Annotated in this window: 9 protein-coding genes; all 9 read right to left on the minus strand. The window is 52.0% G+C overall.

Annotation, left to right across the window (positions count from 1 at the left end):
• Nucleotides 1–215: 215 nt before the first annotated feature.
• Nucleotides 216–4,439 carry a DNA-directed RNA polymerase subunit beta' gene (gene rpoC, locus FQ015_RS06735; RefSeq protein WP_000653947.1) on the minus strand — a complete coding sequence of 1,408 codons (4,224 nt, stop codon included), beginning with the start codon at nucleotides 4,437–4,439 and terminating at the stop codon, nucleotides 216–218.
• Between the two features lie 76 nt (nucleotides 4,440–4,515).
• Nucleotides 4,516–8,544, minus strand: a complete 4,029-nt coding sequence (gene rpoB / locus FQ015_RS06740) for a DNA-directed RNA polymerase subunit beta (RefSeq protein ID WP_001353730.1) — start codon at nucleotides 8,542–8,544, stop codon at nucleotides 4,516–4,518.
• Nucleotides 8,545–8,863: 319 nt separating this feature from the next.
• Nucleotides 8,864–9,229, minus strand: a complete 366-nt coding sequence (gene rplL, locus FQ015_RS06745) for a 50S ribosomal protein L7/L12 (protein WP_000028878.1) — start codon at nucleotides 9,227–9,229, stop codon at nucleotides 8,864–8,866.
• Nucleotides 9,230–9,295: 66 nt separating this feature from the next.
• Nucleotides 9,296–9,793, minus strand: a complete 498-nt coding sequence (gene rplJ / locus FQ015_RS06750; protein ID WP_001207201.1) for a 50S ribosomal protein L10 — start codon at nucleotides 9,791–9,793, stop codon at nucleotides 9,296–9,298.
• A 412-nt stretch (nucleotides 9,794–10,205) separates the two neighbouring features.
• Nucleotides 10,206–10,910 (minus strand): 50S ribosomal protein L1, encoded by a 705-nt coding sequence (gene rplA / locus FQ015_RS06755; RefSeq protein ID WP_001096680.1) that lies wholly within the window; start codon nucleotides 10,908–10,910, stop codon nucleotides 10,206–10,208.
• 3 nt (nucleotides 10,911–10,913) lie between these two features.
• Nucleotides 10,914–11,342, minus strand: a complete 429-nt coding sequence (rplK, locus tag FQ015_RS06760) for a 50S ribosomal protein L11 (protein ID WP_001085926.1) — start codon at nucleotides 11,340–11,342, stop codon at nucleotides 10,914–10,916.
• 158 nt (nucleotides 11,343–11,500) lie between these two features.
• Nucleotides 11,501–12,046, minus strand: coding sequence for a transcription termination/antitermination protein NusG (gene nusG / locus FQ015_RS06765; protein ID WP_001287516.1), 546 nt, complete (start codon nucleotides 12,044–12,046; stop codon nucleotides 11,501–11,503).
• Between the two features lies 1 nt (nucleotide 12,047).
• Nucleotides 12,048–12,431 (minus strand): preprotein translocase subunit SecE, encoded by a 384-nt coding sequence (secE, locus tag FQ015_RS06770; RefSeq protein ID WP_001275702.1) that lies wholly within the window; start codon nucleotides 12,429–12,431, stop codon nucleotides 12,048–12,050.
• Between the two features lie 229 nt (nucleotides 12,432–12,660).
• On the minus strand, nucleotides 12,661–12,768 hold a 108-nt coding region (locus tag FQ015_RS06775), incomplete at its 5' end, for a hypothetical protein (protein WP_072109227.1).

A 12,768-nucleotide genomic window follows, 5' to 3' on the forward strand; every position in this document is an offset into this window, starting at 1 on the left:
TCCGAGCAGCTACGGAAGATGAAAAACGCAAGATTGTTGAAAGCGTTGTGTTTTTTTATGTTAGTACCGTCAGCAGGAATGTTGTCCAGGGCGAAAAGCTTCTTCCTCGTTTCGCCCTGCCTTTCTTAATATTTCCCGTGAAGAATTTGCCCTCTGAATAACACCCATAAAAAAACCCGCCGAAGCGGGTTTTTACGTTATTTGCGGATTAACGATTACTCGTTATCAGAACCGCCCAGACCTGCGTTCAGCAGTTCTGCCAGGCTGGCAGATGCGTCTTCTGCAGTCACCTGCGGTGCAGCCGGAGCTTCACCTGCAGCACGGCGACGCATACGATCCTGGTGGTACGCGTAACCGGTACCTGCCGGGATCAGACGACCTACGATAACGTTCTCTTTCAGGCCGCGCAGTTCGTCGCGTTTGCCCGCAACGGCTGCTTCGGTCAGCACGCGAGTGGTCTCCTGGAACGATGCCGCGGAGATGAAGGACTCGGTTGCCAGAGACGCTTTGGTGATACCCAGCAGATCGCGGGAGTAAGTTGCACCCACTTTGCCGTTCGCTTCCAGTTCGCGGTTTGCGATCTTGACGCGAGAGTATTCAACCTGTTCGCCTTCCAGGAAGTCGGAGCTGCCCGCGTTAACGATGGTAGCTTTACGCAGCATCTGACGAACGATAACTTCGATGTGTTTATCGTTAATCTTAACGCCCTGCAGACGGTATACGTCCTGTACTTCGTTAACGATGTAACGAGTTACAGCATGCACACCACGCAGACGCAGAATGTCATGCGGCGCTTCCGGACCATCGGAAATTACGTCACCACGTTCTACACGTTCACCTTCGAACACGTTGAGCTGACGCCATTTCGGAATCATCTCTTCGTACGGCTCGCTACCGTCTACCGGGGTGATAACCAGACGACGTTTACCTTTGGTTTCTTTACCGAAGGAAACCACACCGCTGATTTCAGCCAGGATTGCCGGCTCTTTCGGACGACGTGCTTCGAACAGGTCCGCAACGCGTGGCAGACCACCGGTGATGTCCTTGGTACCGCCAGATTCTTGCGGAATACGCGCCAGGGTGTCACCGGAGCTGATCTGTACGCCATCTTCCAGCTGAACAATCGCTTTACCCGGCAGGAAGTACTGCGCAGGCATGTCGGTACCCGGGATCAGAACGTCGTTACCCTGAGCATCAACGATTTTCAGTGCCGGACGCAGATCTTTACCACCTGCGGTACGTTCTGCGGAATCCAGAACCACCAGCGAAGACAGACCGGTCAATTCGTCGGTCTGACGAGTAATGGTCTGGCCGTCGATCATGTCAGTAAAGCGTACAAAACCGCTTACTTCGGTGATAACCGGCATGGTGTGCGGGTCCCAGTTTGCAACGGTCTCGCCGCCAGCAACCTGTTCGCCATCGCCTTTCGCCAGTACTGCACCGTAAGGCACTTTATAGCTTTCTTTGGTACGACCGAATTCGTCGATCAATTTCAGTTCGGTGTTACGGGAAGTGATAACCAGTTTGCCGCTGGAGTTCACAACCGACTTCACGTTGCTGAGCTTGATGCTACCTTTGTTTTTCACCTGGATGCTGGATTCAGCAGCCGCACGAGATGCCGCACCACCGATGTGGAACGTACGCATGGTCAGCTGTGTACCCGGTTCACCGATGGACTGTGCCGCGATAACACCGATTGCTTCACCTTTGTTGATGATGTGGCCACGCGCCAGGTCACGACCGTAGCAGTGCGCACATACACCAAAGTCGGTGTCACAAGATACAACAGAACGTACTTTTACCGCGTCGACAGAGTTCTCTTCCAGCAGGTCACACCACTGTTCGTGCAGCAGCGTGTTGCGCGGAACGAGGATATCAGCAGTACCCGGCTTCAGAACGTCTTCAGCAGTTACACGACCCAGTACGCGATCGCGCAGCGGCTCTTTAACGTCACCACCTTCGATAACCGGAGTCATCATGATACCTTCATGAGTACCACAATCGTCTTCGGTAACCACCAGGTCCTGCGCCACGTCAACCAGACGACGAGTCAGGTAACCGGAGTTCGCCGTTTTCAGTGCGGTATCCGCCAGACCTTTACGAGCACCGTGGGTTGAGATGAAGTACTGGAGTACGTTCAGACCTTCACGGAAGTTCGCGGTGATTGGCGTTTCGATGATGGAGCCATCCGGCTTCGCCATCAGACCACGCATACCCGCCAGCTGACGAATCTGTGCCGCAGAACCACGCGCACCGGAGTCGGCCATCATGTAGATGCTGTTGAAGGAAACCTGCTTCTCTTCCTGACCGTCACGGTTAATAACGGTTTCAGTTTGCAGGTTATCCATCATCGCTTTGGATACACGATCGTTCGCCGCAGCCCAGATATCGATAACTTTGTTGTAGCGTTCGCCCGCAGTTACCAGACCAGACTGGAACTGCTCCTGAATCTCAGCAACTTCAGCTTCTGCCTCGGAGATGATTTCGTGTTTCTTCTCCGGGATGACCATGTCATCGATACCAACAGATGCACCAGAACGCGCTGCATATGCAAAGCCGGTGTACATGATCTGGTCCGCAAAAATAACGGTCGGTTTCAGACCGAGAATGCGGTAGCAGGTGTTCAGCATTTTGGAGATTGCTTTCTTACCCAGCGCCTGGTTGACGATGGAGTAAGGCAGACCTTTCGGTACAATCATCCACAGAATGGCACGGCCAACGGTCGTATCTTTCAGGCTGGTTTTCGCTACTAATTCACCGTTAGCATCTTTTTCATACTCGGTGATACGCACTTTAACGCGCGCATGCAGAGAAGCCAGACCAGAGCGATACAGACGTTCTGCTTCTTTCGGGCCAGTCAGCACCATGCCTTCGCCTTTGGCGTTAACACAGTCGCGGGTCATGTAGTACAGACCCAGTACAACGTCCTGAGACGGAACGATGATTGGTTCGCCGTTCGCCGGGGACAGGATGTTGTTGGTAGACATCATCAGCGCACGCGCTTCCAGCTGGGCTTCCAGCGTCAGCGGTACGTGAACAGCCATCTGGTCACCATCGAAGTCGGCGTTATATGCCGCACAAACCAGCGGGTGCAGCTGGATAGCTTTACCTTCGATCAGTACCGGTTCAAATGCCTGGATACCCAGACGGTGCAGAGTCGGTGCACGGTTCAGCAGTACCGGGTGTTCGCGGATAACTTCGTCCAGGATATCCCAAACGACAGCTTCTTCGCGCTCAACCATTTTCTTCGCAGCTTTAATGGTGGTAGCAAGACCACGCAGTTCCAGCTTGCCGTAGATGAACGGTTTGAACAGTTCCAGTGCCATTTTCTTCGGCAGACCGCACTGATGCAGACGCAAGTATGGACCTACGGTGATTACAGAACGACCGGAGTAGTCAACACGCTTACCGAGCAGGTTCTGACGGAAACGACCCTGTTTACCTTTGATCATGTCGGCCAAAGATTTCAGAGGACGCTTGTTAGAACCAGTGATCGCACGACCACGACGACCGTTATCCAGCAGGGCGTCTACCGCTTCCTGCAGCATACGTTTTTCGTTACGTACGATGATGTCCGGCGCAGCCAGATCCAGCAGACGTTTGAGACGGTTGTTACGGTTAATGACGCGACGATACAGATCGTTCAGGTCAGAAGTCGCGAAACGACCACCATCCAGCGGAACCAGCGGACGCAGATCTGGCGGCAGTACCGGCAGAACGGTCAGGATCATCCACTCTGGTTTGTTACCAGACTGAACGAACGCTTCCAGCAGTTTGATACGCTTGGTCAGCTTCTTACGCTTAGTTTCGGAGTTGGTTTCGTTCAGCTCTTCACGCAGCTGTTCGCACTCTTGCTCCAGATCCATGCTCTTCAGCAGAGCCTGGATTGCTTCCGCACCCATTTTCGCGTCGAATTCGTCACCGAACTCTTCCAGCGCGTCCAGATACTGCTCTTCAGTCAGGATCTGCTGACGCTCCAGGTTGGTCATACCGCCTTCGATAACCACATAGGATTCGAAGTACAGTACGCGTTCGATATCGCGCAGCGGCATATCGAGCAGCAGGCCGATACGGGACGGCAGCGATTTCAGGAACCAGATGTGCGCAGTCGGGGAAGCCAGTTCGATGTGGCCCATACGCTCACGGCGTACTTTAGTCTGGGTCACTTCAACGCCGCACTTCTCACAGATGACGCCACGGTGTTTCAGGCGCTTGTACTTACCGCACAGGCACTCGTAATCTTTTACCGGCCCAAAGATACGGGCGCAGAAAAGGCCGTCACGTTCTGGTTTGAACGTACGGTAGTTGATGGTTTCCGGCTTTTTAACTTCACCGAAAGACCATGAACGGATCATGTCTGGCGAAGCCAGAGCAATTTTGATCGCATCAAACTCTTCGGTTTTAGTCTGCGCTTTCAGAAACTTTAATAAATCTTTCACGGATTTGCTCCCGTCGGAGTTAGCACAATCCGCTGCCGGGTTTTACCCCGACAGCAGTGACCTGTTTGAGCGAGAATTACTCGTCTTCCAGTTCGATGTTGATACCCAGCGAACGAATCTCTTTCAACAATACGTTGAAGGATTCTGGCATGCCCGGCTCCATCTGATGGTTGCCGTCCACGATGTTTTTATACATCTTGGTACGACCGTTCACGTCATCAGACTTAACGGTGAGCATTTCCTGCAGGGTGTATGCTGCGCCGTATGCTTCCAGCGCCCACACTTCCATCTCCCCGAAACGCTGACCACCGAACTGTGCCTTACCACCCAGCGGCTGCTGAGTAACCAGGCTGTAAGAACCGGTGGAACGCGCGTGCATCTTGTCGTCGACCAGGTGGTTCAGTTTCAGCATGTACATGTAACCCACGGTTACCGGACGTTCGAACTGTTCACCAGTGCGACCGTCGTACAGGCGGATCTGACCAGAAGTCGGCAGGTCGCCAAGTTTCAGCAGTTCTTTAATTTCTGCTTCTTTCGCACCGTCGAAGACCGGCGTTGCGATTGGCATACCTTTGCGCAGGTTTTCAGCCAGACGCATAACTTCTTCATCGCTGAAGGTACTCAGGTCAACTTTCTGACGAACGTCAGCGCCCAGATCGTATGCACGCTGGATGAATTCGCGCAGTTTCGCGACTTCTTGCTGCTGTTTCAGCATGGCGTTGATCTTGTCGCCGATACCTTTCGCAGCCATACCCAGGTGGGTTTCGAGGATCTGACCGATGTTCATACGAGACGGTACGCCCAGCGGGTTCAGTACGATGTCTACCGGCGTACCGTTTTCATCGTAAGGCATATCTTCGATCGGGTTGATCTTAGAAATTACACCCTTGTTACCGTGACGGCCTGCCATCTTGTCACCAGGCTGGATACGGCGTTTAACCGCCAGATATACCTTAACAATCTTCAGCACGCCCGGTGCCAGATCGTCGCCCTGGGTGATTTTGCGGCGTTTCGCTTCGAGTTTCTTCTCGAACTCGTGTTTCAGTTCGTCATACTGCTCAGCCAGCTGTTCCAGCTGATTTTGTTTCTCTTCGTCGGTCAGGCCCAGCTCCAGCCAGCGATCGCGCGGCAGTTTGTCGAGCTTCTCAGCTTCAACGCCACCGGCTACCAGCACAGCACGGATACGGCTGAACAGACCCGCTTCGAGGATCTGCAGTTCTTCAGACAGGTCTTTCTTCGCCTGTTTGAGCTGCATTTCTTCGATTTCCAGCGCACGTTTGTCTTTTTCTACGCCATCGCGAGTAAAGACCTGAACGTCGATAACCGTACCGGATACACCGTTTGGTACGCGCAGAGAAGAGTCTTTAACGTCAGACGCTTTCTCACCGAAGATCGCACGCAGCAGTTTTTCTTCTGGGGTCAGCTGAGTTTCACCTTTCGGCGTTACCTTACCAACCAGAATGTCGCCACCGGTTACTTCCGCACCAATGTAAACGATACCGGATTCATCCAGTTTGGAGAGCGCAGCTTCACCTACGTTCGGGATGTCAGCAGTGATCTCTTCTGGCCCCAGCTTGGTGTCACGGGACACACATGCCAGTTCCTGAATGTGGATGGTGGTGAAACGGTCTTCCTGAACAACACGCTCGGATACGAGGATGGAGTCTTCGAAGTTGTAACCATTCCACGGCATGAACGCTACGCGCATGTTCTGACCGAGCGCCAGTTCACCGAGATCGGTGGACGGACCGTCTGCCAGCACGTCGCCGCGCTCTACCGGTTCACCCAGAGACACACACGGCATCTGGTTGATACAGGTGTTCTGGTTAGAACGGGTGTATTTGGTCAGGTTGTAGATGTCGATACCCGCTTCGCCCGGATACATCTCGTCTTCGTTAACTTTGATAACGATACGGGAAGCATCCACGTACTGAACGACACCACCACGTTTAGCAACCGCAGTTACACCGGAGTCAACGGCAACAGCACGTTCCATACCCGTACCAACCAGCGGCTTATCAGCACGCAGAGTCGGAACGGCCTGACGTTGCATGTTCGCACCCATCAATGCACGGTTGGCGTCATCGTGTTCAAGGAACGGGATCAGGGACGCACCGACGGATACCACCTGCTGGGTGGATACGTCCATGTAGTCAACCTGGTCGCGGCTGAACAAGCTGGATTCGCCTTTGCTACGGCAAGTTACCAGGTCTTCTACGAAGTGGCCTTCTTCATCCAGGTTGGAGTTCGCCTGGGCGATAACGTAGTTGCCTTCTTCGATAGCAGACAGATAGTGAATTTCGTCGGTTACAACACCGTCGATCACTTTACGGTACGGCGTCTCAAGGAAGCCATATTCGTTAGTCTGTGCGTACACGGACAGGGAGTTGATCAGACCGATGTTCGGACCTTCAGGGGTTTCGATTGGACATACGCGACCGTAGTGAGTCGGGTGTACGTCTCGAACTTCGAAGCCTGCACGTTCACGGGTCAGACCGCCTGGGCCGAGTGCAGAGATACGACGCTTGTGTGTAATCTCAGACAGCGGGTTGTTCTGGTCCATAAACTGAGACAGCTGGCTGGAACCAAAGAACTCTTTCACTGCTGCGGAAATCGGTTTGGCGTTGATCATATCCTGAGGCATCAGGGTATCCAGATCGCCCAGAGACAAACGCTCTTTCACCGCACGCTCTACACGTACCAGGCCAACGCGGAACTGGTTTTCCGCCATTTCGCCAACGGAACGGATACGACGGTTACCGAGGTGGTCGATATCATCGACTTCGCCTTTACCGTTACGGATATCGATGAGCTTTTTCATAACATCAATGATGTCGTCTTTGCTCAGGATACCGGAACCTTCGATTTCGTCGCGCAGCAGAGAACGGTTGAACTTCATACGACCAACCGCAGACAAGTCATAGCGGTCTTCGGAGAAGAACAGGTTCTCGAACAGGCTTTCAGCGGCTTCACGAGTCGGCGGCTCGCCAGGGCGCATCATGCGGTAGATTTCTACCAGTGCGCTCAGACGGTCGTTAGTTGGGTCGACACGTAAGGTTTCAGAGATATACGGGCCGTGATCCAGATCGTTGGTGAACAGCGTTTCGATACGCTTGTGACCAGACTGGCTCAGCTTAGCCAGCAGATCCAGGCTCAGCTCCATGTTCGCAGCACAGATCAGCTCACCAGTAGACTCATCAATGTAGTCTTTAGCAACCACTTTACCTGCGATGTACTCAACCGGGACTTCGATCAGTTTGACGTCGTCTTTTTCCAGCTGGCGAATGTGGCGCGCAGTAATGCGGCGGCCTTTTTCTACGTACACTTTACCGTTAGCTTCGATGTCAAAAGATGCGGTTTCACCACGCAGGCGTTCCGGCACCAGTTCCATCTGCAGCTTGTTATCACGGATTTCAAAGATAACTTTTTCAAAGAACAGGTCGAGGATCTGCTCTGTGGTGTAGTTCAGGGCACGCAGAATGATGGTCGCAGGCAGTTTACGGCGACGGTCGATACGTACGAACAGGTTGTCCTTCGGATCGAATTCGAAGTCCAGCCAGGAACCACGGTAAGGGATGATGCGCGCGTTATACAGCACTTTACCCGAAGAGTGGGTTTTACCTTTGTCGGAGTCAAAGAAGACGCCCGGACTACGGTGCAGCTGGGAAACGATAACACGCTCAGTACCGTTGATAACAAAGGTACCGTTGTCCGTCATGAGCGGAATTTCGCCCATGTAGACTTCTTGTTCTTTAATGTCTTTTACGGTGCCTTCCGGCGCTTCGCGCTCATAGATCACCAGACGCAGTTTAACGCGCAGCGGTGCGGAATAGGTCACGCCACGGATTTGACATTCCTGGACGTCAAACACCGGTTCGCCAAGGCGGTAGCTGACGTATTGCAGCTCGGAATTACCGCTGTAGCTCTGAATCGGGAATACGGAACGGAAAGCAGCTTCCAGACCATACTGCCCTTCAGGATCTTGCTCGATAAATTTCTGAAACGAGTCAAGCTGGATAGAAAGGAGATAAGGTACATCCAGAACTTGTGGACGTTTACCAAAATCCTTACGAATACGTTTTTTCTCGGTATAGGAGTAAACCATAGGGTTCCTCAGCTCGCTGACAAGTCGACCCATCTGTCCATTGAGCGGACAGTTTGTGCAACACTATTTTGTTGACCGGAAAATGGAACACTTTCCGCAATGCCTGTTGCTATCACGCTTAAACCATTTCATTGCGATTTACACAGAACGGGCGTCCTGTCGCAGTATATTAAGTCGTCGATAGAAACAAGCATTGAAAGGCACAGCAGTAGTCAAACAGTGTGAAACGCTACTGGCGCCTTACAGCGCAAAAAGGCTGGTGACTAAAAAGTCACCAGCCATCAGCCTGATTTCTCAGGCTGCAACCGGAAGGGTTGGCTTATTTAACTTCAACTTCAGCGCCAGCTTCTTCCAGAGCTTTTTTCAGTGCTTCTGCGTCGTCTTTGCTCACGCCTTCTTTCAGAGCAGCCGGTGCAGATTCTACCAGGTCTTTAGCTTCTTTCAGACCCAGGCCAGTTGCGCCACGTACTGCTTTGATAACAGCAACTTTGTTAGCGCCAGCAGCTTTCAGAATTACGTCGAATTCAGTTTTTTCTTCAGCAGCTTCAACCGGGCCAGCAGCTACAGCTACAGCAGCAGCAGCGGAAACACCGAATTTTTCTTCCATTGCAGAGATCAGTTCTACAACGTCCATTACAGACATAGCTGCAACTGCTTCAATGATTTGATCTTTAGTGATAGACATTTAAATTGTTCCTGAATATCAGAATAAGTTTATACGTAAGCGAATGCGTTAAAAAGATAACTGCGATTAAGCAGCTTCTTTCGCATCGCGTACAGCAGCCAGAGTACGAACCAGTTTGCCAGCCGAAGCTTCTTTCATGGTTGCCATCAGGCGTGCAATTGCTTCTTCGTAGGTCGGCAGAGTTGCCAGGCGGTCGATCTGAGACGCCGGGATCAGCTCACCTTCAAAGGCAGCGGCTTTGACCTCAAATTTTGCATTCGCTTTCGCGAACTCTTTGAACAGACGAGCAGCAGCGCCCGGATGTTCCATAGAGTATGCAATCAGGGTCGGACCAACAAACGCGTCTTTCAGGCACTCGAACGGAGTACCTTCAACAGCACGGCGCAGCAGGGTGTTACGAACAACACGCATGTATACGCCAGCTTCGCGACCTGCTTTACGCAGTTCAGTCATTTTATCTACAGTTACGCCACGGGAATCCGCAACTACTGCAGACAGCGCGCCTTTGGCTACTTCGCTGACTTCAGCAACAATCGCTTGTTTGTCTTGAAGATTTAAAGCCATTAGCTTTGCTCCTGGATGTTTGCCAGAGAAAATCTCTGGAACTCACTTCACTCCTCCAAACGGAGAGAGCGTCTTAATTACGGTGAGCAGAAACAAGCCAGAATATAAAAGAATAATCTTAGCGTTCTGTCACCGTCTACGCAGGGGATTAAGTTTCTTGCGAAACTCCTGCGGTCTTCGACGGAGGCCTGGATAGGCCAGGCTCCAACGAACAAATCTTTTCTATCCGTCGCTATTCAGCTTGTAGCGGCGTTGGCTTCCTTCGTTCGCACCAGTCACATAGTTAGCTATGCTCCTGGCGACTCACTCAGTTGCCGCCTTGCTACAACCCGAATATCTCGGATATACGTCTGCATTAAGCATTATACGTGGGGGTAAGATTGTAGACAAAATCACCGCCCACGTAAAGGCATTAGTTTACAGAAGCGCTCAGGCCAGCCTGGTCAACTGCAACACCTGCACCCATGGTGGTGGAGATGCTAACTTTCTTGATGTACACGCCTTTAGCCTGAGTCGGTTTTGCTTTTTTCAGCGCAACCAGCAGAGCTTCCAGGTTTTCTTTCAGTTTGTCAGCGTCAAAGTCCACTTTACCGATGGTGGTGTGGATGATGCCGTTTTTGTCGTTACGGTAACGAATCTGGCCAGCTTTAGCGTTTTTAACCGCTTCAGCAACGTTCGGCGTTACAGTACCCACTTTCGGGTTTGGCATCAGGCCGCGCGGACCCAGAACCTGGCCCAGCTGGCCAACAACGCGCATTGCATCCGGAGAAGCAATAACAACGTCAAAGTTCATTTCGCCTTTCTTGATCTGGTCAGCCAGATCTTCCATACCTACCAGTTCAGCGCCTGCAGCTTTAGCAGCTTCAGCGTTTGCACCCTGGGTAAATACGGCTACGCGAACGGAACGGCCAGTACCGTGCGGCAGTACAGTTGCACCACGTACGTTCTGGTCAGATTTACGAGCGTCGATGCCGAGGTTAACAGCCACGTCCACGCTTTCTACGAATTTAGCAGTCGCCAGCTCTTTCAGCAGAGCGATAGCTTCGTTGATGTCGTACTGTTTGGTTGCATCAACTTTCTCGCGGATAACACGCATGCGCTTGGTCAGTTTAGCCATTTCTTAGTCCTCCACTACCAGGCCCATGGAACGTGCAGTACCTTCGATGGAGCGAGTCATCGCTTCAATGTCGGCACCAGTCATGTCGGCAGCTTTGGTCTGCGCGATTTCCTGCAGCTGAGCGCGGGAAATTTTACCCACTTTGTCTTTGTTCGGCTTACCGGAACCAGACTTGATACCAGCCGCTTTTTTCAGCAGAACTGCTGCCGGCGGAGTCTTGGTAACGAAAGTGAAAGAACGGTCAGCGTAAACGGTGATTACTACCGGAATCGGCAGACCTTTTTCGATGGAATCAGTTTTTGCGTTGAACGCTTTGCAGAATTCCATGATGTTTACGCCCTGCTGACCCAGAGCCGGACCTACTGGCGGACTCGGGTTAGCCATACCAGCTGCAACCTGCAGCTTGACATAGGCTTGTACTTTCTTAGCCATTATAAATTCCTCAAGTTGGGTAATAACGCCTCTGAGAGGCTCCCCGTGATATAAAAAATCGTTTTACGGGCAAGGCCCATAAAAACAAAAGGCGCGAAATTGTATTCCAATCTCGCGCCTTGTGCAACGATTAAATCGCCGCTTTTTTGATCGCTGGGTTAGGCTTTTTCAACCTGGCTGAAGTCCAGCTCTACCGGGGTCGCACGACCGAAGATAGAAACAGACACTTTCAGACGAGATTTCTCGTAATCAACTTCTTCAACAACACCGTTGAAGTCAGCGAACGGACCATCATTAACACGAACCATTTCACCCGGTTCAAACAGCGTTTTCGGACGCGGCTTATCGCCAACCTGCTGCAGGCGATTCATAATCGCATCCACTTCTTTATCGCTGATTGGCGCAGGACGATCGGAAGTACCGCCGATGAAGCCCATCACACGCGGTACGCTGCGCACCAGGTGCCAGCTCGCGTCGTTCATCACCATCTGAACGAGGACGTAGCCAGGGAAGAATTTGCGTTCACTTTTGCGACGCTGTCCGCCACGGATTTCAACCACTTCTTCGGTTGGTACCATGACTTCACCAAACAAATCTTCCATGTTATGTAATTTGATATGCTCACGTAGCGACGTTGCTACGCGGCCTTCAAAACCGGAAAACGCCTGAACGACGTACCAGCGCTTTTTAGGAGCTTCAGACATCTCAGAACCTCAGGCCAGTGATAAAGGATACCAGGCGAACCAGAATACCATCCAGTCCCCACAGGATCAGTGACATTACTGCGGTAACCGCAGCCACAATCAGCGTGGTGTGCAATGTTTCCTGGCGAGTCGGCCAAATGACCTTACGGACTTCGGTACGCGCTTCACGGGCAAAAGCAACGGTTGCTTTTCCTTTTGTCGTTAACAGCGCGACACCACCCGCTGCAGCAATCAGAATTACTACGGCCAGCGCACGCAGCGGCAGCATAATGTCGCGATAAAGGTAGTTGCCGACAATTGCTACCAGGAGCAATGCCACCACAACGACCCACTTCATCGCTTCCAGGCCGCGCCCGCTTCCTTGAGCTTCGGTATTCGCACTCATAAACCAACCTGTCAGAAGTATTCTACAAACATTTTCACCCCGCGATCGCGAGGCAAACCAAATCGAAACGCGTATTAGCTTTTCGGATTATACGCCCTCAACAGAGCCTGTCTCAGCAATGATTATGACAAAGAAAATCACTGATGAGCCAGGTTCTGGTACGAAAGCGTGCAAAAAGGGCATCAAATGATGCCCTTTTAGTGCGCATTGCGTCAAATGTTATCGGCAATTAGCTCAGAACTTTTGCTACAACGCCCGCGCCAACGGTACGGCCGCCTTCACGGATTGCGAAACGCAGACCGTCGTCCATCGCGATCGGGTGGATCAGGGTAACAAC

It is taken from the genome of Escherichia sp. HH26CH (assembly GCF_009820205.1).
Taxonomy (GTDB): domain Bacteria; phylum Pseudomonadota; class Gammaproteobacteria; order Enterobacterales; family Enterobacteriaceae; genus Escherichia; species Escherichia coli_F.